At 63.9% G+C, this 20,295-nt stretch carries 21 protein-coding genes; 19 read left to right on the top strand and 2 right to left on the bottom strand.

Translation table 11 applies throughout. The features are described from left to right. Nucleotides 1–23: 23 nt before the first annotated feature. The 14 genes from LKD37_RS06745 to LKD37_RS06680 all read left to right on the top strand — a co-directional run bounded on the left by LKD37_RS06745 (nucleotide 24) and on the right by LKD37_RS06680 (nucleotide 13,275). A complete protein-coding gene (locus tag LKD37_RS06745) occupies nucleotides 24–884 on the top strand; it encodes an energy-coupling factor transporter ATPase (protein ID WP_302928511.1) in 861 nt (286 codons plus the stop codon). A 6-nt stretch (nucleotides 885–890) separates the two neighbouring features. Then, nucleotides 891–1,757, top strand: a complete 867-nt coding sequence (locus tag LKD37_RS06740) for an energy-coupling factor transporter ATPase (protein ID WP_302928510.1) — start codon at nucleotides 891–893, stop codon at nucleotides 1,755–1,757. Further along, complete coding sequence (locus LKD37_RS06735) at nucleotides 1,751–2,557, top strand: energy-coupling factor transporter transmembrane component T family protein (RefSeq protein ID WP_302928509.1); 807 nt, start codon at nucleotides 1,751–1,753, stop codon at nucleotides 2,555–2,557. The genes LKD37_RS06740 and LKD37_RS06735 overlap by 7 nt, the downstream gene beginning before the upstream one ends. Before the next feature lie 12 nt (nucleotides 2,558–2,569). After that, nucleotides 2,570–3,337 (top strand): tRNA pseudouridine(38-40) synthase TruA, encoded by a 768-nt coding sequence (gene truA, locus LKD37_RS06730; protein WP_302928508.1) that lies wholly within the window; start codon nucleotides 2,570–2,572, stop codon nucleotides 3,335–3,337. Next, a complete protein-coding gene (locus LKD37_RS06725; RefSeq protein ID WP_302928507.1) occupies nucleotides 3,300–4,508 on the top strand; it encodes a DUF5711 family protein in 1,209 nt (402 codons plus the stop codon). Before truA ends, LKD37_RS06725 begins: the two co-directional genes overlap by 38 nt. A 19-nt stretch (nucleotides 4,509–4,527) precedes the next feature. Beyond that, entirely contained in the window at nucleotides 4,528–5,175 is a 648-nt protein-coding gene (locus LKD37_RS06720) for a CvpA family protein (RefSeq protein WP_302928506.1), read from the top strand. A 29-nt stretch (nucleotides 5,176–5,204) separates the two neighbouring features. Then, nucleotides 5,205–7,547, top strand: a complete 2,343-nt coding sequence (locus LKD37_RS06715; RefSeq protein WP_302928505.1) for an ATP-dependent Clp protease ATP-binding subunit — start codon at nucleotides 5,205–5,207, stop codon at nucleotides 7,545–7,547. 13 nt (nucleotides 7,548–7,560) lie between these two features. Then, complete coding sequence (locus LKD37_RS06710; protein WP_302928504.1) at nucleotides 7,561–7,770, top strand: hypothetical protein; 210 nt, start codon at nucleotides 7,561–7,563, stop codon at nucleotides 7,768–7,770. A 34-nt stretch (nucleotides 7,771–7,804) separates the two neighbouring features. Then, nucleotides 7,805–8,626, top strand: a complete 822-nt coding sequence (locus LKD37_RS06705; RefSeq protein ID WP_302928503.1) for a 4Fe-4S binding protein — start codon at nucleotides 7,805–7,807, stop codon at nucleotides 8,624–8,626. A 138-nt stretch (nucleotides 8,627–8,764) separates the two neighbouring features. Further along, nucleotides 8,765–9,508 (top strand): biotin--[acetyl-CoA-carboxylase] ligase, encoded by a 744-nt coding sequence (locus tag LKD37_RS06700; protein WP_302928502.1) that lies wholly within the window; start codon nucleotides 8,765–8,767, stop codon nucleotides 9,506–9,508. 248 nt (nucleotides 9,509–9,756) lie between these two features. Next, on the top strand, nucleotides 9,757–10,041 hold the full coding sequence (locus tag LKD37_RS06695) for an OadG family protein (RefSeq protein WP_302928501.1): 285 nt from the start codon (nucleotides 9,757–9,759) through the stop codon (nucleotides 10,039–10,041). Nucleotides 10,042–10,054: 13 nt separating this feature from the next. After that, the gene (locus LKD37_RS06690) at nucleotides 10,055–10,393 is read left to right on the top strand and encodes a biotin/lipoyl-containing protein (RefSeq protein WP_302928500.1); all 339 of its coding nucleotides are present in this window, start codon (nucleotides 10,055–10,057) and stop codon (nucleotides 10,391–10,393) included. A 16-nt stretch (nucleotides 10,394–10,409) separates the two neighbouring features. After that, entirely contained in the window at nucleotides 10,410–11,834 is a 1,425-nt protein-coding gene (locus LKD37_RS06685) for a sodium ion-translocating decarboxylase subunit beta (protein WP_302928499.1), read from the top strand. 13 nt (nucleotides 11,835–11,847) lie between these two features. Further along, on the top strand, nucleotides 11,848–13,275 hold the full coding sequence (locus tag LKD37_RS06680; protein WP_302928498.1) for an oxaloacetate decarboxylase subunit alpha: 1,428 nt from the start codon (nucleotides 11,848–11,850) through the stop codon (nucleotides 13,273–13,275). Nucleotides 13,276–13,339: 64 nt separating this feature from the next. Here LKD37_RS06680 and LKD37_RS06675 read toward each other — a convergent pair whose 3' ends face one another. Continuing rightward, on the bottom strand, nucleotides 13,340–14,221 hold the full coding sequence (locus LKD37_RS06675) for a DUF3298 and DUF4163 domain-containing protein (protein WP_302928497.1): 882 nt from the start codon (nucleotides 14,219–14,221) through the stop codon (nucleotides 13,340–13,342). A 10-nt stretch (nucleotides 14,222–14,231) separates the two neighbouring features. Then, nucleotides 14,232–15,407, bottom strand: coding sequence for a tRNA(Met) cytidine acetate ligase (locus LKD37_RS06670; RefSeq protein WP_302928496.1), 1,176 nt, complete (start codon nucleotides 15,405–15,407; stop codon nucleotides 14,232–14,234). 243 nt (nucleotides 15,408–15,650) lie between these two features. Here LKD37_RS06670 and mtnN point away from each other — a divergent pair, with 243 nt between their 5' ends. The 5 genes from mtnN to LKD37_RS06645 all read left to right on the top strand — a co-directional run bounded on the left by mtnN (nucleotide 15,651) and on the right by LKD37_RS06645 (nucleotide 20,187). Continuing rightward, nucleotides 15,651–16,322, top strand: coding sequence for a 5'-methylthioadenosine/S-adenosylhomocysteine nucleosidase (mtnN, locus tag LKD37_RS06665; protein WP_302928495.1), 672 nt, complete (start codon nucleotides 15,651–15,653; stop codon nucleotides 16,320–16,322). Between the two features lies 1 nt (nucleotide 16,323). Then, nucleotides 16,324–16,800, top strand: a complete 477-nt coding sequence (locus LKD37_RS06660; RefSeq protein ID WP_302928494.1) for an S-ribosylhomocysteine lyase — start codon at nucleotides 16,324–16,326, stop codon at nucleotides 16,798–16,800. An 86-nt stretch (nucleotides 16,801–16,886) separates the two neighbouring features. Further along, nucleotides 16,887–17,423: a biotin transporter BioY gene (locus LKD37_RS06655; RefSeq protein WP_302928493.1), complete on the top strand. Its 537-nt coding sequence runs from the start codon at nucleotides 16,887–16,889 to the stop codon at nucleotides 17,421–17,423. A 224-nt stretch (nucleotides 17,424–17,647) separates the two neighbouring features. After that, entirely contained in the window at nucleotides 17,648–19,243 is a 1,596-nt protein-coding gene (pyrG, locus tag LKD37_RS06650; RefSeq protein ID WP_302928492.1) for a CTP synthase, read from the top strand. A gap of 92 nt (nucleotides 19,244–19,335) precedes the next feature. Further along, nucleotides 19,336–20,187, top strand: coding sequence for a COG1361 family protein (locus LKD37_RS06645; RefSeq protein WP_302928491.1), 852 nt, complete (start codon nucleotides 19,336–19,338; stop codon nucleotides 20,185–20,187). The last annotated feature ends 108 nt before the right edge of the window (nucleotides 20,188–20,295 follow it).

Raw genomic sequence — 20,295 nt, 5'->3', positions numbered from 1 at the left:
TTTCGCAGAAAAGAGACAAAGCAATGCAGCCAATGATTCAGACCGACGCCCTCTCCTTCTCCTACCCGGTGGAGGAGGGCCAGCGCCGGACCACCGCCCTGGACAATGTGACCCTGTCCATCGAAAAGGGCAGCTTTGTGGTGGTGCTGGGCCACAACGGCTCCGGCAAATCCACCCTGGCCAAGCATATGAACGCCGTGCTGCTGCCCTCCGGCGGCGCGGTGTATGTGGAGGGCATGGACACGAAAAAGGAGGAGCTCCTGCTGGAGATCCGCCGCCGGGTGGGCATGGTGTTCCAGAACCCGGATAACCAGATCGTGGCCAACGTGGTGGAGGAGGATGTTGCCTTCGCCCCGGAAAACCTGGGGGTCCCCACGGCGGAGATCCGCCGCCGGGTGGACGACGCCCTGGCGGCGGTGGGCATGACGGAGTTCACCCGCCACGCCCCGCACCTGCTGTCCGGCGGACAGAAGCAGCGGGTGGCCATCGCCGGGGTCATCGCCATGGAGCCGGAGTGCATCGTCCTGGACGAGGCCACGGCCATGCTGGACCCCTCCGGCCGCCGGGAGGTGCTGGACACCGTTCACCGGCTGAACCGGGAGCGGGGCATCACCGTGGTGCACATCACCCACCATATGTCCGAGGCGGAAGACGCCGACCGGGTCATCGTGATGAACGACGGCGTGGTGGCCATGGACGGCGCGCCCCGGGAAATTTTCTCCCGGGTGGAGGAGCTGCAGGCCCTGGGCCTGGCGGCCCCGGACACGGTGGAGCTGCTGCGCCGGCTGAACCGGCACAGCATGAATTTGCCATTGACGGCGATCACGGTTGATGAGTGTGCCCGCGCCATATTCCAGGCGCTCCATGGCGCGGAAGGGAAGTAAGCAGAGTTGGAACCGATCATTCGTATAGAACACCTGACCCACACCTACAGCGCCGGGACTCCGTTCCAGCGCAGCGCGGTGGAGGATGTCAGCCTCGATATCATGCCCGGCGAGTTCCTGGGCATCATTGGCCACACCGGCTCCGGCAAGTCCACCCTGATCCAGCACCTCAACGGACTGCTGCGCCCCACCCAGGGCCGCATCCTGCTGGACGGAAAGGACATCTGGGCCGAGCCCAAGAAAATCCGACAGGTCCGCTTCCAGGTGGGCCTGGTGTTCCAGTACCCGGAGTACCAGCTGTTTGAGGAAACGGTGTACAAGGACATTGCCTACGGTCCCGGCAACATGGGCCTGGACCGGGACGAGATCGACCGCCGGGTCCGGGAATCCGCGGCCCTGGTGGGCCTGACGGAGGACCAGCTGGAAAAGTCCCCCTTTGAGCTCTCCGGCGGACAGAAGCGCCGGGTGGCCATCGCCGGGGTCATCGCCATGGAGCCCAAGGTCCTGATCCTGGACGAGCCCACGGCGGGGCTGGACCCCCGGGGCCGGGAGGCCATTCTGGCCCAGATCCGGGCCTATCACCGCAAGCGCGGTACCACCGTTATCCTGGTGAGCCACAGCATGGAGGAGATCGCCTGCAACGTGGACCGCATCCTGGTGCTGCGGGGCAGTCATGTGTATATGGACGGCACGCCCCGCCAGGTATTCCGGCGGGCCTCAGACCTGGAGGAGGTGGGCCTGGACGTGCCCCAGGCCACCAAGATCGCCCTGGCCCTGCGCCGCATGGGCCTGAACATTGACACCGCGGTCTACACCGTGGACGAGCTGGAGCAGGCGCTGCTCTCCGTCAGAGGGGAGGCGGGCGTATGCTGAGAGATATCACCCTGGGCCAGTTTTTCCCGGGCAATACCTTCATCCACCGGCTGGACCCCCGCACCAAGCTCCTGGCGGTAATCCTGTACATTGTGGCCCTGTTCAACGCCCAGGGGGTGGTGACCTACGCCATCGTGACGGCGCTGCTGGCCCTGTGCATCATCGTCTCCCGGGTGCCCTTCCGGTCCCTGACCCGGGGCCTGAAGCCCATCTGGGTCATCGTGGCCTTCACGGCCATTATGAACCTGTTCTTCACCAGCGGTACCCCCCTGGGCGCCGGCTGGCTGCTGAGCCATATCTCCCAGGAGGGTCTGCGCTCCGCCATCTTCATGGTGCTGCGGATCGTGATGCTCATCATGGGCACCTTCCTGCTGACCTACACCACCAGCCCCATCTCCCTGACGGACGGACTGGAGAGCCTGCTGTCCCCTCTGAAGAAGCTGCGTCTGCCCGTCCACGAGCTGGCCATGATGATGTCCATCGCCCTGCGCTTTATCCCCACCCTCATCGAGGAGACGGACAAGATCATGTCCGCCCAGAAGGCCAGGGGCGCGGACTTTGAATCCGGCAATATCTTCCAGCGGGCCAAGGCCCTGGTGCCTATCCTGGTGCCCCTGTTCATCAGCGCCTTCCGCCGGGCCGACGAGCTGGCCACGGCCATGGAGTGCCGCTGCTACCACGGCGGCGAAGGCCGCACCGCCCTGCATGTGCTGCGCTTCCGCCCGGCGGACCTGTGGGTCCTGACGGGCTTTGCGGCCCTGACGGCGGGGGTCATCGCCCTGGGGCGGCTGGGAATCTGAAAGAGGTACGCTATGCGCAACATCGCACTGATCCTGATGTACAACGGCACCGCCTACCATGGGTGGCAGGTGCAGAAAACCGAGGTCACCGTGGCCCAGACCCTGGAGCGGGGTCTGTCCATGGTGTGCGGCCAGCCCATCAAGTGCACCGGCTGCGGCCGCACCGACGCCGGGGTCCACGCCGAGCACTATGTGGCCAATTTCCGCACCAATTCCCGTATTCCCGTGGACCGGCTGCCCTTCGCCGTCAACACCCACATTCCCGAGGATATCGTGGTAAAGGCGGCCTATGAGGTGGCGGAGGATTTCAACGCCATCGGCTCCTGCATCCGCAAGGAGTATACCTATCGCATTTACAATTCCCGGGTAAAGAACCCGTTTTACGTAAACAGGGCGTATTTTTACCCCAAGCGCCTGGACGAGGAGGTCATGGACCGGGCGGCCCGGATGTTCGAGGGGACCCACGATTTTGCCGCCGTGCGCAGCATGGGCACCAACGTCCGCAGCACCGTCCGCACCATCTACTACTGCAGGGTCCGGCGGCAGGGGGAACTTTTGGAATTGAAGGTCTGCGCCAACGGCTTTTTGTATAATATGGTACGGGCCATCACCGGCACGGTGCTCTACGCGGCGGAGGGGAAGCTGACGCCGGAGGAGATCCCTGTGATCCTGGACAGCGGCAACCGTACCCTGGCCGGGCCCACCGCCCCGCCGGGAGGTCTGTACCTGACAAGGGTGTGGTATGAAGATGAAAGACTCAATGGACCGGATGGAATTTGACCAGGGCAACCTCCAGGAGGAGGCGCCCCGCCGGGTGCAGCGCCGGAAGCGGCCGGAGCTGAAGCCCATATGGTTTGCGGCGGTGGCCGTGGTGCTGCTGGCGGTGGTGCTCATCGCTGCCCTGACGGATACCACCGCCTTCGACGGGCTGCGCCGCAGCGTGACCTATGCCCGGGCCAAAAAGGACGAGACCGGCTGCGCCCAGCTGTACCACTACGCCGCCGACCGCACCAGCTGCTTTGCCTCTCTGGACGGCAGCCTGGCTATCGTCACCAACAGCCAGCTGCTGGTGATGCAGGAGGACGGCCAGGTGGTCTGCAACGAGACTGTAAAGTGGACCTCCTGTACAGTGACCGGAACCGGCAGCCTGGCCGCCGCCTACGACATCGGCGGCAGCGACGTGTATGTCCTCAATGCCCAGGGCCTGGTCCGCAAAATCACCTGCGGCGGCGAGATTCTGTCCGTTACCCTGACCCGGGAGGGCCGCCTGGCGGTGACCCTCAACGAGCGGGGCTACAAGGCCGCCGTGGAGGTATACGACGAGGACGGTGTAAAGGAATTTGCCTTTCATTCTGCCGACAGCTTTCTGATGACCTCCTCCGTGTCCCGGAACGGCAAGGAGATGGCTGCCGTCACCATGGGCCAGGCCCAGGGCTCCTTCACCAGCAGCATCGTCCTGTATAAGCTGGACCGGCAGGAGGCCTACGCCACCTGCGACCTGGCCGGCGTGGCGGTGTATGACCTGGGGCTGGTAGGGAAGCGCTACTGCGCCGTGGCGGAGGACAGCCTGCATTTCATCGACCAGAAGGGCCGGGCCGCCGCGTCCTACAGCTATGACGGCGGCGTTCTGCGCCGGTGCAGCCTGGGCGGCGACGGCTATGCCGCCGTGCTGCTGGGCCGTTACAAGGTGGGCAGCCAGCTGCGCCTGGTGACGGTGAACAGCGACGGCAAGGAGCTGGGGTCCCTGGACCTGGACGGCGATGTGCTGAGCATGTCCGCCTGCGGCCGGTATGTGGCGGTTCTGTTTGCCGACCGGCTGGTGATCTATAACAAAAACCTCAAGGAATACGCCACCCTGCAGGGCGTCAGCAGCGCCGGTGATGTGCTGATGCGCAGCGACGGCTCTGCGGTGCTGGCGGGCTCTGCCGCTGCCAGCGTGTTCCTGCCCTGACCCCGAAAGGAGAGTGTCCATGTCCGTATTTGCCGATATTCTGGTGCTGGCGGCCCTGATCGCCGCCGCCTGGCTGGGAGCCAAGCGGGGCCTGCTGAAAAGTCTGGCGGGCCTGCTGATCGTCGTGGTGGCCCTGCTGGGGGCCTCCTGGGCCGCCGACCACCTGACGGAGCCTGTGGCCCAGTGGATCGAGCCCCGGGTGACCCAGCGGGTGGAACAGAAAATTGAGGAGAGCCACGCCGCCGACGCGGGCCAGATGCTCCAGGCTCTCAGCTTCCGGGGCGACAGTCTCCAGAAGCTGCTGGACACCGTTTCGCAGCGGGTGCAGGAAACAGGGGAGAGCCTGATCCGGGCGGTGAGCCTCAGCGTGGCCCGCTCCGTGGCCAGCACGGCGGTGTATGTGGTGGTGTTCCTGATTCTGCTGGTGCTGCTGTGGCTTTTGATGAAGCCGCTGAATGCCATTGTCACCAGGCTGCCCCTGGTCAGCACCGTCAACGGCTTAGGCGGAGCGGCCCTGGGTCTGGTGTGCGGCGGTCTTACGCTGTTTGTGGCCGTGTGGGCCATGCAGCGCTTCGGCTGGCTCCTGACCCCGGAGCTCATCGACAGCACCACACTGCTGAAATTCTTTGCAACCCAGACGCCGCTGGGCCTTCTGGCGGCGCTGTGAACAATTTACCCAGATAACGGAGGGAAACCATGCAACCGACTCTTTGTTCCAAATGTAAGAAAAATGTGGCCGTGGTCTTTATTTCCCGGCAGAATGAAAAGGGCGAGATGGTCAACGAGGGCCTGTGCCTGAAATGCGCCGCCCAGCTGGGCCTGCCCCAGGTGGAGGAGATGATGAAGCGAATGGGCATCTCTCCGGAGGACCTGGAGAACATCAACAACGAGATGATGCAGGCCTTCGGCGGGGCCGAGGAGCTCAGCGACATGCCTGCCCCCCAGGATGAGGACGACGAGGACGACGGCGAAAGCGGCAAGACCGCCACCTTCCCCTTCCTGAACCGCCTGTTCGGCGGCAGCAATCCCCCGGCGGAGAAGTCCGACGCCCCCTCTGGCCGGGAGGAGGCCCCCAAGGGCCGCAAGGCCGATAAAAAGCACAAGTACCTGGACAGCTACTGCATCAATCTCAGCCAGCGGGCCCGGGACGGCAAGCTGGACGCGGTCATCGGCCGGGAGGAGGAGATTCAGCGGGTGGTGCAGATTCTGAATCGCCGCCAGAAGAACAACCCCTGCCTCATCGGTGAGCCCGGCGTGGGCAAAACCGCCATTGCCGAGGGCCTGGCCCAGCGCATCGCCGCCGGGGACGTGCCCTTCAAGCTGCGGGATAAGCAGGTGTACCTGCTGGACCTGACGGCGCTGGTGGCGGGCACCCAGTTCCGGGGCCAGTTTGAAAGCCGCATGAAGGGCCTCATCGAGGAGATCCGCAAGCTGGGCAACATCATCCTGGTGATTGACGAGGTCCACAACATCGTGGGCGCCGGCGACGCCGAGGGCAGCATGAACGCCGCCAATATCCTCAAGCCCGCCCTGTCCCGGGGCGAGATTCAGGTCATCGGCGCCACCACCTTCAACGAATACCGCAAGCACATCGAAAAGGACACCGCCCTGGAGCGCCGCTTCCAGCCGGTGACCGTCAACGAGCCCAGCCTGGAGGATACCCTGAAAATTCTCCAGGGCATCGCCCATTACTATGAGAATTACCACGGCGTCTCCATCCCCCAGGGGGTGCTGCGCCAGGCGGTGGTGCTGTCCGAGCGGTACATCACCGACCGCTTCCTGCCGGACAAGGCCATCGACCTGATCGACGAGGCCTGCTCCGATATGAACCTCCACGACCCGGACATCAACCGCCGGATGGAGGTCAAGCGGGACCTGGAAAACGTCACCTTCGAGCGGGAGAACCTCATGTCCGCCCAGCCGGCGGAGGGTCAGGAGTTCACCCAGGAGGAGCTGGACGCCCGCTATGCCCGCATTGCCCAGCTCCGCAGCCAGGAGCTGCGGCTGCAGCAGGAGCTTTCCGACCTGGAGGCCAAGGGAATGCCCCAGCTGACCATGGACAACATCGCCCGGGTCATCGAAATGTGGACCAAGATTCCCGCCAGCAAGATCAAGGAAGAGGAGTTCAAGCGCCTGTCCCAGCTGGAGGACCGGCTGAAGCAGCACATTGTGGGCCAGGACGAGGCGGTTTCCGCCGTGTCCGCCGCCATCCGCCGCAGCCGCGTGGGCATTTCCCCCAAGCATAAGCCCGTCAGCTTCATTTTCGTGGGCAGCACCGGCGTTGGAAAGACGGAGCTGGTGAAGCAGCTGGCCGCCGACCTGTTCAACACCCCGGATTCCCTGATCCGGCTGGATATGTCGGAGTTTATGGAGAAGCACTCTGTTTCCCGCCTGGTGGGCTCTCCTCCGGGCTATGTGGGCTATGACGAGGCGGGCCAGCTGACGGAAAAGATCCGCCGCAAGCCCTATTCCGTCATCCTGTTTGACGAGATCGAGAAGGCCCACCCGGACGTGCTGAACATCCTGCTGCAGATTCTGGACGACGGCGAGATCACCGACGCCCATGGCCGCAAGGTGAACTTTGAGAACACCGTCATCGTCATGACCTCCAACGCCGGGTCCGACAAGGCCGCCGGGTCCGTGGGCTTTGGCCGCAGTGCCGATGACCAGGGCCGGGAGCGCACCATGAAGGCCCTGCGGGAGTTCCTGCGCCCGGAGTTTATCAACCGGGTGGACGAGATCGTCTATTTCCACCAGCTGACGGAGGAGAACTTCGCCGCCATCGCCCGGATCATGCTGGATGAGCTGCGGGATTCCCTGCGGGAGAAGGGGTATACCTTCACCTATGACGACGCGCTGGTTTCCTACCTGGTGCACTCCTCCTATTCCGCCGCCTACGGGGCCAGGAATCTGCGCCGCTGCATCCAGAAGGAGCTGGAGGACCCCATGGCGGTTCAGATCATCGACAGCTTCGAGCACCCCATCACCCAGCTGCGGGCCACGGCAGAGGACGGCAAGGTGCGGCTGGATACGCTGTAAGGAGGGCGGTTTCATGCTGTTTCGCAAAGATATCGAGCCCCGCTGCGCCTACTGCGCCCAGGGGGTCCGCATCAACGAGACCCAGGTGGCCTGCGTGAAAAAGGGCATTGTGGCGGCGGAGAATCACTGCTTCCGCTTCCGGTATGACCCCCTGAAGCGGGTGCCGCCCCGTCCGGCCCAGCTGGCCACCGAAGGGCTGAAAGAGGAAGATTTCAGCCTATAAAACCCACAAAAATACACAAAAGAGGGGAAATATCATGACAACCGTTTGGGCCGTATATTTCAGCGGCACCGGAACCACGGAGCGCACGGTAACGCACATCGCCGGGGAGCTTGCCCGGCTGCTGGCGGCGCCCTGCCGCAGTCTGGACTTCACCCGGCCCCAGGTCCGGCAGCAGGAGCTGGATTTCTGCCAATCGGACCTGGTGGTGCTGGGAACGCCGGTATACGCCGGGCGGGTGCCCAATGTGCTGCTGCCGTTCCTGCGGGAAAAGGTCCGGGGCGGGGGAGCGCTGGCGGTGCCGGTGGTGCTGTTCGGCAACCGGAACTATGACGACGCCCTCATAGAGCTGCGGGACATCCTCCAGCAGGACGGCTTCCGCTGCGTGGCGGCCGGAGCCTTCGTGGGGGAGCACAGCTTTTCCCGCACCCTGGGGGCGGGCCGCCCGGACGATGGGGACATGGCGGGACAAGCCGCTTTTGCCCGGGAAATCTGCGAGAAATTGGCGGGACAAGCCGGGACAGAAATGGCCCCCGTATTGGTCCGGGGGGAAACACCCATCCGCCCCTATTACACCCCCCGGGACCGCCATGGAAACCCCATCAACATCCTGAAGGTGAAGCCTAAAACGGACCCGGACAGGTGCGGCGGCTGCGGCCTGTGCGCGGAGCTGTGTCCCATGGGCTCCATCGACCCGGCGGACGTGTCCCAGGTCAGGGGCATCTGCATCAAGTGCTGCGCCTGCGTCAAAAAATGCCCCTCCGGGGCCAAGTACTTTGATGACCCGGGATACCTGTTCCACCAGCATGAGCTGGAGGACGTCTATACCCGCCGGGCGGAAAACGAGTGGTTTGTGTAATCGGATCAGGCAGCCCCCTGCTTTCACTTTCGGGAAGCAGGGGGCTGCACATGATGTTGCCCCTCTTTGGGCAATCGGACTCTTTACGTCCGGGGAAATCCATGTTACCATGGGAAAAAACGAAGGGAGGCAGTACGGATGGAGCAGCCAAGGATTTTCCGCTATGACACGGTGGACTCCACCAACACCGTATGCAAGAGCCTGGCGGCCCAGGGCGCGCCCAGCGGCACGGCGGTGATCGCCCGGCGGCAGACGGCGGGCCGGGGCCGCATGGGCCGGAGCTTCGAATCGCCGGAGGGGCTGGGCCTGTACCTCTCGGTGCTGTGGCGGCCGGAGGGGACGCCGGAGGACCTGCTGCCCCTGACCCCCATGGCGGCGGTCTCCGCCGCCATGGCCATCCGACGCGTCACCGGCGCACCGGTGCGGATCAAATGGCCCAACGACCTGGTGCTGGAGGGGCGGAAGCTGGCGGGCATTCTGACGGAGGCCTCGCTGTCCGGCAGGGGAGTGGACCATGTGGTCATCGGCATCGGCGTCAACCTGCGGCAGCGGCCCGATGACTTTTCGCCGGAGGTGGCCCAGATCGCCACGTCCCTGGAGGCCCAGGGCTATCCCGCGGACCGGGCCGCCCTGGAAACGGCCCTGGCAGAGGCTCTGTGCCAGGCCTTCGGACACTTGCACACCCCGGAGGTCTACGCCGCCGATTATCGCCGCCTGTGCCTGAACCTGGGACAGACGCTGCGCATCCCGGATACCGGGGAGACGGTGACGGCCCTGGACATCGACCGGCAGTACGGCCTTGTGGTGCGCCGCCGGGACGGCACGGTGGACACGCTGCGCTGCGGCGAGGTCTCCGTGCGGGGCCTGTACGGCTATGTATAACAGATGACGGATCGGCGCATCTCCCCTGTGGGAGGTGCGCTTTTTCTGTGGTTTTGTACAAGCATCCCGTTGGGCAAATTTGTCATTCTGCACAAATTGTTAAAATTGTGACGGATTACTGTTGACAGATTCGCCATCTGTGTGTATAATGGAGCAACATATCAAAGAAATTTGTCCACGTCTTGTCCGCGCAGACAACAGACAAAGGACAAATCTTCCGGGATATGCACCGTCTGCGCAAAGAGAGTATGAGGGAGGAAGAAATGGACTATTCCAACTTATTTGTCGTGCTGATGGGCCTGGGAACGGTGTTTGCGGGACTTCTGTGCATCATTCTGCTGGTTTCGCTGATGAGCTGGGTGTGCACGCGCACTGCCGGTACCCAAACGCCGCCCAAGGCTGCGGTTCCCGCCGCTCCGGCGGCTGCGGAGGCCGTAAGCCCCGCCATGATCGCGGCTGTGGCTGCTGCCATCGCCGAGGACCTGGGGACCGACGTCTCCGCCATCCGTATCGTATCCATGAAGAAAGTGTAAGGAGGAACGCACCATGAAAAAGTACAGAGTCAACGTCAACGGCACCGTGTTCGAGGTGGAGATCGAGGAAATGACCGGTGCGCCCGCCGCTCCTGCGGTTGCTGCGGCTGCCCCCGCTGCACCTGCCGCCCCCGCCGGAGGCGAAAAGATCACCGCCCCCATGCCCGGCACCATTCTGGCCGTCAATGTGACGAGCGGCAGCGCCGTGAAGAAGGGCGACGTGCTGATGATCCTGGAGGCCATGAAGATGGAAAACGAGATCATGGCGCCCTGCGACGGCGCCGTCACCTCCGTGTCCGTCACCAAGGGGGCCGCCGTGGAGTCCGGCACCCTGCTGTGCACCATCGGTTGACCCCGGAGGGCCGCATATGGAAGCAATTGCCAATTTCCTGACCAGTACCGGCTTCTATCAGTTCTTCCAGGGGGAGAACTGGAAAAGCGCCATTATGCTGGTGATTGCCTGTGTCCTGCTGTTTCTGGGCATTGTGAAGAAGTTTGAGCCTCTGCTGCTGGTGCCCATCGCCATCGGCATGCTGGTGACCAATCTGCCCGGGGCGGGGATGTTCCACGAGATCCTCTTTGCCGGGGGCCACGTCCACTGGGAGCTGTTCGGCGGCCAGCCCATCACGGCCAGCTTTCTGTCTGAAATGCTGAACAGCGGCGTATCCGCCGATGTGCTGCAGCCTTATGCGGACTCCCTGTGGACCGCCGCCCAGAGCATGTTTGGCGCGGATGCACTGAGTCAGGTGGCCGCTCAGGTGGCCGCCGCCACCGGCGACGCTGTGAATTCCATCGCCGTACAGATCCAGACCCTGGCCAGCGCAGAGCAGTTCGCTGCCGCCAGCGGTCTGACCATGAGCAATGTTACCGTTTCCGTGGGCCTGGTGGATGTGCTGTATCTGGGCATCAAGCTGGGCATCTATCCCTGCCTGATCTTCATGGGCGTGGGCGCCATGACCGACTTCGGCCCCCTGATCGCCAACCCCAAGAGCCTGCTGCTGGGCGCTGCCGCTCAGCTGGGCATTTTCCTGACCTATCTGGGCTGCCGTCTGCTGGGCTTTACCGGCGCGGAGTCCTCCTCCGTGGGCATCATCGGCGGCGCGGACGGCCCCACGGCCATCTTCGTCACCGCCATGCTGGCCCCGGCGCTGCTGGGCCCCATCGCCGTGTCGGCCTACTCCTACATGGCCCTGGTGCCCGTCATCCAGCCGCCCATCATGAAGGCCCTGACCACCGAGAAGGAGCGGCAGATCGTCATGAAGCCCCTGCGGGAGGTCAGCAAGCGGGAGAAGATTCTGTTCCCCGTTGTGGTCACGGTGTTTGTGGCCCTGCTGGTGCCTTCCGCCGCGCCGCTGATCGCCTGCCTGATGTTCGGCAACCTGGCCAAGGAGTGCGGCGTGCTGGACCGGCTCAGCAAGACCATGCAGAACGAGCTGATGAACATCGTCACCATCTTCCTGGGCATCAGCGTGGGCGCTACCGCCACCGGCACCACCTTCCTCAGCCCCAAGACCCTGGCCATTATGGGCATGGGCGTGGTGGCCTTCGGCTTCGGCACCGCCGGCGGCGTGCTGCTGGCCAAGTTCATGAACCTGTTCCTGAAGGAGAAGATCAATCCCCTCATCGGCTCCGCCGGCGTGTCCGCCGTGCCTATGGCGGCCCGGGTCAGCCAGAAGGTGGGCCAGGAGGCCAACCCCGGCAACTTCCTGCTGATGCATGCCATGGGCCCCAATGTGGCGGGCGTCATCGGCTCCGCCATCGCCGCAGGCGTGCTGATCTCCCTGTTCGGCTGATAGGAGGTAAATTATGGAATTTTTATCGAATAAGCCCCTGCTGATTACCGATACCATCCTCCGGGACGCCCACCAGTCCCAGGCGGCCACCCGCATGACCATCGAGGATATGCTGCCCGCCCTGGAAACCCTGGACTCCATCGGGTACTACTCCCTGGAGTGCTGGGGCGGCGCAACCTTTGACGCGTGTATGCGCTTTCTGGGGGAGGACCCCTGGGAGCGCCTGCGCACCATCCGCAAGCACGTGAAGCACACAAAATTGCAGATGCTATTCCGGGGCCAGAACATCCTGGGCTATAAGCATTACGCCGACGACGTGGTGGACGCCTTCTGCGCCAAGTCCATCGAAAACGGCATCGACATCATCCGCATTTTCGACGCTCTCAACGACGTCCGCAATCTGGAACAGGCCATCAAGTCCACCAAGAAATACGGCGGACAGGTGGAGGCCACCCTCAGCTATACCATGTCCCCCATCCACAACGAGGCCTACTTCGTGAAGCTGGCCAGGGAGCTGGAGGAGATGGGCGCGGACATGATCTGCATCAAGGACATGGCCAACCTCCTGCTGCCTATGGACGCCTATTCCCTGGTGAAGGCTCTGAAGGAGACCGTCAGCGTCCCCATCCACCTGCACACCCACAACACCTCCGGCACCGGCGACATGACCCTGCTGATGGCGGCCTATGCCGGGGTGGACATCGTGGACACCGCCCTGTCGCCTATGGCCAACGGCACCAGCCAGCCCGCCACCGAGTCCCTGGTGGCCACGTTGAAGGGAACCGTCCGCGATACCGGCCTGGATCTGGGCAAGATGTCCGATGCCGCCGTCCATTTCCGCCAGGTGGCCCAGCGTCTTCAGGACGCGGGCATTCTGGACCCCAAGGTCCTGCGGGTGGACACCAACACCCTGCTGTATCAGGTCCCCGGCGGTATGCTCTCTAACCTCATTTCCCAGCTGAAGCAGGCAGGGAAGGAGGACAAATACTACGACGTGCTGGCGGAAATTCCCCGGGTCCGCAAGGACTTCGGCTATCCGCCCCTGGTGACCCCCTCCAGCCAGATCGTGGGCACCCAGGCCGTCATGAACATCGTCATGGGGGAGCGGTACAAGGTATTCCCCAAGGAGTCCAAGGCCATGCTCAAGGGCGAGTACGGCCAGCTCCCCGGTGAGGTGAACCCGGAGGTCCGGGCCAAGGCGAGCATCGCCCCTGAGGACGTGGTCACCTGCCGTCCCGCCGACCTGCTGGAGCCGGAGCTGGAGAAGTACCGCCAGGAGTTCCGGGGCCTTGCCAAGTCCGACGAGGACGTGCTGAGTCTGGCCCTGTTCCCCCAGGTAGCCCCCAAGTTCATCGAGAAGCGGGACCATCAGCCGGAGCCCGTCAGCGACGATGCACCGGCGGTCCGGGAGCTTTATGTGGACGCCAAGTCCATCCTGTAACAACGACATAATAAAGGGCTTCCACCGGTCGGGTGGAAGCCCTTTATTTATCCAAAGAATTGACTCAGTTCAGACCCAGCAGCTGCATGGCCCGGCCATTCAGATAGGGCTGCAGCAGACTGTAGGGAATCAGGTACGACAGCTCTCCCGTGGCATAGGGAGCGATGGTATAGGGGTTGAACACCACGGTCAGGCCATTGTCATCGAATACCAGGCACTGATCCGCCCAGCTGCCCACAGTGTCCTCGTAGTCCTCGAAGAAGCTGTCGGCTCCGTACTCCGTCCAGAGGTTGCTCTTTTGAATCTGATACAGCAGATTCTCCTTGACGGCGGCCCGCAGGCCCTCGCTGTCCTCGGCCAGCTCCATGATCTTGACGGCCTCCCCGGTGTTCAGGTCGAAGCTCACCGCCACGCGCCAGGAGTTGGGGTGGGCCCCGCCGGAATAGGAGCTGTAGTGCATCTCCACGCACAGCAGCTTGGGCCCCACCCAATAGTCGGTGGTAACGGTATCGGAGTACACATACTCCGGCTGCTCCCAGCGGGAGTCCTCCCCGTTGACACCGGCGTAAGCATCCCGGGCCAGGTTGGTCACGTCTCCCAGAAATTGCAGCTGGTCCTTGCGCCACTGCTCAAAATACGCGTTGATGCCCTCGGCGGCCGCGGCGGCGGCGGTCAGAGTGTCCCCTGAGCCTTCCTGGTTCAGCTGGAACACCTGATAGCTGCCCTTGGCCAGCAGCCGGTCGTCCTCGGCGAAGTTCTCCTTATCTACCTGCTCCAGGGTGATGTTCCAGTCCTGGCCCTCGTCCGTGACCTTCAGCGCGTCATTAGTCGGGCCGGGCAGATTGGGCGCTTCGGTGCCCCGCAGGGACACGGGCTTGGCGCTGCAGGCTGTCAGGCACGCCGCCAGCGTCAGGGCCGCTATCAGAATGATGTACAGTTTCTTCATAGGCATTTCCTTACATGATCCATGGGGTGGCCCGCCAGTCCGCGCCGCAGGCGCTCTGAGACAGGTCGGGATACGCCAGAGTATATAAATCGGTCCAACCGGCCTCCCGGGTGAACAGGTCCTGGGCCGTCTGCCCCAGGCGGGATACGTCGGCGGGCTTGGTCAGCACCGGCGCTCCGCGCATCCGCCGCAGCAGGGTGCAGCCCCGGGAGCTGGCGGCCAGCAGCCGTAGATAGGGGATGTGCTCCGGCTCCGGCAGCTCCAGATACGCCGCCAGCAGCATCCGCCGCAGCCGGGCCAGGGGATAGCGCCGGGTCCTGGCGGCCTCCAGCAGGCCGTCCATGTCCGTGGCCTGCCGCACCGCCCGGTAAAACCGGCGGTACAGCCCCTCGCCGCCGCCGTCATAGGGGAGAAAGTCCTCCTGGGACATGGTCCGCAGCCGGGCCAGAATGGCCCGCTGGCAGGTGTGCATATCCACCGGCCCCCGGCCTGCGGCGATTTCCCGCCGCAGCACCTCCGCCGATTCCCGGGGCAGGAAGGCCATGGCCTCCTCCGTGTGCCCCGCCCGCAGAAGCCCCCGGATGTGGGACGCGGAGGCGATCCCATCCGCCGCACCGCCGTCGTGGGGTCCGCCCCGGCGCGGGAACGTTATCGGTTCCATGGAAAAATCCGCCCGGCGCAGGGCCTTCAGATACTCGATGGCCAGGATGTTGTTGGGCTGGGACAGCAGCGCCGCGTCCCGGGGGTCCAGCAGCTCCTCCACCGCCGCCTGGCGGCAGCGGGCAAAGGTCTCGCCGCCCTCCAATCTCCGCCGGAGGGTCTCCTGAAAGCTCTCGGCGGAGAGGCAGGCTTCCACCCGTTGCAGGGCCTCCAGGTCGCCGCACTCGCTGCCGAAGGCCAGGTGGGTCACCAGGCCGATTTTCTTCAGCAGCTCCACGCCGCCCCGGGCAAAGCGCTCCGCCCCGGACACCGCCCAGGGCGTGGGCAGCTCCAGCACCAGGTCCGCCCCGTTCCGGACGGCCATCTCCGCCCGGGCGAACTTGTTCACGGCGGCAAATTCCCCCCGCTGGGTGAAGCAGCCGCTCATGGCGCACACCACCGGTCCCTGCCGGTGCAGCTGCTCCAGCATCCACCGGTGCCCCAGATGGAAGGGGTCATATTCGCAGATCACGCCGAAAACGGGCATGCGATCACCCCTTCCCAGAAAATTACAAATAGTTACAAACTGGTTACAAATCAGCGACACTTTTCCCGGCATTTTGTACAGGTTATAGGATATTAATCACCACACTGTTTAAAAATGCACTTTTGGTTCATTTCTCAGCTCATTATACCGCATTTTGGGAAATTTTGCAATCCTCTTGACAATCCACCCGGTGAATCCTTACAATATAGGGTGAAAATCGAATTTATCGGGAGGAAACCAACCATGAAAATCGGACTTGTATACGCCATGACCGGCGAGATCGAAAGCCTGCTGACCCAGGAAAATGCCCAGCCTTTGCAGACCGTGGCCGGGGTGCCGTTTTATCAGATCCGGCCGGACGTCATCGCCTGCGCCGGGGGCGTCAGCAAGGTCAACGCCGCCATGGCCACCCAGCTGCTGATCAGCCTGTATCAGCCGGACCTGGTGCTCAACGCCGGGGTGGCCGGGTGCTTTGAGAACATGCCCATTGGTTCCATCGTTCTGGCGGAGGGCTTTTTGCAGCACGATGTGGATACCAGCACCCTGGGCGACCCTGTGGGACTGGTGTCCACGGTGAACCGGGTGCAGTTCCCCACCAGCGATCTGGACCGGGCCATGGCTGCCATGGACCGGGTGGGCGTCCCTTACCGCACCGGCTGGGTGGCCACCGGCGACTGGTTCGCCACCGACACCCCCCGGGCCCACTGGATCGCCGACACCTTCCACCCCCTGCTGTGCGACATGGAGGGCTGCGCCGACGCCCAGGTGTGTCTGCGCAACAACGTGCCCTTCATGTCCATCAAGTCCGTGTCCGACTGCCTGTTTGAGCACCACGACTTCATTTTCAATTTTCCCACGGCCATGCGGGACCTGAACCGGGTGGTTATGGCCTTTGTGGACCAGCTGGAGGCGTGACATGGAACGGATCGCCAGCTTCACGGTGAACCACGACGTGCTGGTTCCCGGCCTGTACCTGTCCCGCCGGGACGGGGACGTCACCACCTTCGACCTGCGCTTCAAAAAGCCCAACACCGGCGACCTGCTGACCAATGCCCAGATGCACTCGGTGGAGCACATCATCGCCACCCTTCTGCGCAACAGCCCGGAAAAGGACGCCGTGATCTACTTCGGCCCCATGGGCTGCCAGACGGGGTTTTACTTCCTGTTCGACAGCCGCCGCCTGACGGATGAGGCGGCTATCCGCCTGGTGCAGCGGGTGTTCGCCGCCGGGGCGGTCTATGACGGTCCCATGCCCGGCAAAAGCGCCGCAGAGTGCGGCAATTTCCGCAATCTGGACACAGCCCTGGCCCGGGACTGCTGCGCCTGGTACGCGGACCGGATCCGCAATTGGACGCCGGAAAGCCTGGTCTATCCCCAGGCGGAGGCAGAATGAAAAACGGCCCCGGATTGTCAACTTGTTGACAATCCGGGGCCGCTATGGTATCATGGTCCCAATCTTTTCCAAATCAGGAGGGGGCCATGTCCGCACGAAAGCTGGTATATACCGCGCTGCTGGCCGCGTTGACGGCGGTGGGCGCGTTTATTCGTATTCCGATAGGGATTTCCGTTATCACCCTGCAGTTCCTGTTCACCGCCATGGCGGGGGTGCTGCTGGGGCCGGGCGGCGGAGCCCTGAGCCAGGGGGTCTATGTGGCTCTGGGGCTTGTGGGGCTGCCGATCTTCACCGCCGGAGGCGGCTTCGGCTATGTGCTTCAGCCCTCTTTCGGGTTCCTGCTGGGGCTGATTCCCGCCGCCGCCGTCATCGGCGGTCTGAGCCGCCGCAGCAGCTCGCCGGTGAGGCTGGCCCTGGCCTGCGGGGCGGGGCTGGCGGTTCTCTATGCCGTGGGGGTGCCCTATATGGCGCTGATCCTCAACGGCTATCTGGGCAAGGGCATCAGCGCACCGGCCCTGCTTTGGTCGGGGATGCTGATCTATCTGCCGGGGGACGCCGCGAAAATCGCCGTGACGGCCCTGCTGTGCCCGGTGCTGCGCAGGCGCATTTCCGGGCTGCGGTAGGGGAGAGGACGGCGGATAGGGCGGGTTCAAATCTACCATACCACGCCGGTAGGCGGATTGCAAGAAAAAGTTTCGCAAATTCCGCAATTTCGGCTGATTGTGCAGGGAAGCGCCGGAGGGGATTCTTTATTTTGATAAATATTCCGTCTTGACGGGGGAGGGCGGCGGCAGTAGAATTTGAAAGTATTTTTAATATGGTATTCTGCGGGTAAGGAGTGGTCACGATGAAGCATATTTTTGTTACCGGCGGCGTGGTGTCCGGGCTGGGAAAGGGCATCTGCGCGGCGTCCCTGGGGCGGCTGCTGAAGCAGCGGGGCTTCCGGGTGAAGAACCAGAAGTTCGACCCCTATTTCAATGTGGACCCCGGCACCATGAGCCCCTTTCAGCACGGCGAGGTGTTTGTCACCGACGACGGCGCGGAGACGGACCTGGACCTGGGGCACTATGAGCGGTTTGTGGACGAGTCCCTGACGGGGAACGCGTCCGTGTCCTCCGGCAAGGTGTTCTGGAACGTGCTGAACCGGGAGCGGCAGGGAGGCTATCTGGGCGGCACCGTGCAGATCATCCCCCACGTTACCGACGAGATCAAGCGGCGCATTTACGCCATGGACGACGGCGAAACGGACATCATCATCACCGAGGTAGGCGGCACCGTGGGCGATATCGAGAGCCAGCCCTATCTGGAGGCCATCCGCCAGGTGGCGGCGGAGAAGGGCCGGGAAAACGTGCTGTATATCCATGTGCCCCTGGTGGTGTCCATCCCCGGCACCGGGGAGCTGAAAAGCAAGCCCACCCAGCACTCCGTGAAGGAGCTGCTGTCCGTGGGCATTCAGCCGGATATTCTGGTGTGCCGCACCGACAGTCCCCTGCCGGAGGACCTGCGGCGGAAGATCGCTCTGTTCTGCAACATGGAGGAGGACTGCGTTATCCAGAATCTGACGGCCTCCACCCTGTATGAGGTGCCCCTGCTGCTGGAGCGGGAGGGCTTGTGCCGGGTGGCCTGCCGGAAGCTGGGACTGCCCCAGCGGGAGCCGGACCTGGCCGAGTGGACGGCCCTGGTGCAGCGGATCAACGGGGTGCACAAAACCGTGCAGATCGCCCTGGTGGGCAAGTATACCGGCCTGCATGACGCGTATCTCAGCGTGGCGGAGTCCCTGTTCCACGCGGGAACGGCCTGCGACGCCAGGGTGAACATCAAGTGGGTGGACTCCGAGGGCCTGACGGCGGAGAACGTGAAGCAGGTGCTGGGGGATTGCAGCGGCATTCTGGTGCCCGGCGGCTTCGGCGACCGGGGCATCGAGGGGATGGTCCTGGCGGCGCAATACGCCCGGGAGAACGACGTACCGTATTTCGGCATCTGCCTGGGAATGCAGATCGCCGTCATCGAATATGCCCGGCATGTGGCCGGGTGGGCCGACGCCCACAGCGCGGAGTTCTCCGGCCTGACCGCCCATCCGGTGATCGCTCTGATGCCGGATCAGGTGGGCATCACCGCCAAGGGCGGCACCATGCGGCTGGGCAAATATCCCTGCGTGCTGGCGGAGGGGACTCTGGCCCGGGACGCCTACGGCGCTGCCGACATCTCCGAGCGGCACCGGCACCGGTATGAGTTCAACAACCAGTTCCGCCAGGAGCTGCAGGACGCCGGACTGCGGCTGGCGGGACTGTCCCCGGACGGGCATCTGGTGGAGATCGTGGAGGAACCCGCCAATACCTGGTTTGTGGGGGTGCAGTTCCACCCGGAGTTCAAGAGCCGTCCCAACCGGCCCCACCCGCTGTTTGTGGGCTTCGTGCAGGCGTCTCTGGACAGGCAGGGATGACGGCGGCGGGCCATGGTGCATACACTGGAATGCGGAAACGGCTCCTGCCCCCAGGGGGCGGGAAAACCCATCCGTTTTCCGGGAGGAGTTCTATGGCTTCCTTTACCAACATGGCTACCTTGTCCTACAACGGCAGTCAGATCAATTCCAACGTGGTCACCGGCGAGTTGCGGGACGCGCTGACCATCACCAAGACGGCGGTGTCCGGCGGCTACCGGCCCGGCGACACGGTGACCTATGTGGTGACCCTCAGCAATACCGGCACGGCGGCCCTGACGGGGCTGACTCTGACCGACGATCTGGGCGGCAGCACCGCGGCCGCCGGGACCGTGTATCCCCTGGCCTATGTGCCGGGCAGCGTCCTCTATTACAACGGCGGCACGGCCCAGCCCGCCCCCACGGTGACGGCGGGGCCGCCTATGACCGTCACCGGCGTTACGGTGCCCGCCGGGGGCAATGCCACCCTGGTGTATCAGACCCGGGTCACGGAGTTTGCCGCGCCGGGGGTGGAGGGTGAGATCCGGAACACCGTCACCGCCAGCGGCGGCGGTCTGGCCACGCCGCTGACGGCCACGGCCACCACGGCGGCCCGGCTGGAGCCGGAGCTGACCATCAGCAAGGCCCTGTCTCCCGCGGTGGTCACCGGCAACGGACCCCTGACCTATACCTTTACCATCCGCAACACCGGCAACACCGCCCTGACCGGCCAGGAGGGGGCCGTGATCACCGACACCTTCGACCCCATCCTGAACATCACCGGCGTTACTTTCAACGGCACGGCCTGGACGTCGCCGGAGGACTACACCTATGACGCCGCCACCGGCGCTTTTGCCACGGTGGCCGGTAAGCTGACGGTGCCGGAGGCCGCGTTCACCCAAAACGCCGACGGCTCCTGGACCGTCACCCCGGGACAGAGCGTCCTGACGGTAACGGGCACCGTGTAACAGCCCGGGGCATAAGGCGATAAGCGCCCGCCTAACGAATTTCCTATTTCACTTTTTCTACTTATCTGTTCCGGGGATCATCCTCTGCATCGTTGGGATTTGGATAAA

The organism is Brotocaccenecus cirricatena (genome assembly GCF_020687045.1).
In the GTDB taxonomy this organism is placed as follows: Bacteria; Bacillota; Clostridia; order Oscillospirales; family Oscillospiraceae; genus Vescimonas; species Vescimonas cirricatena.
Note: the sequence above shows the minus strand (reverse complement) of the source record. Positions and strands in the feature narration are given on the sequence as shown.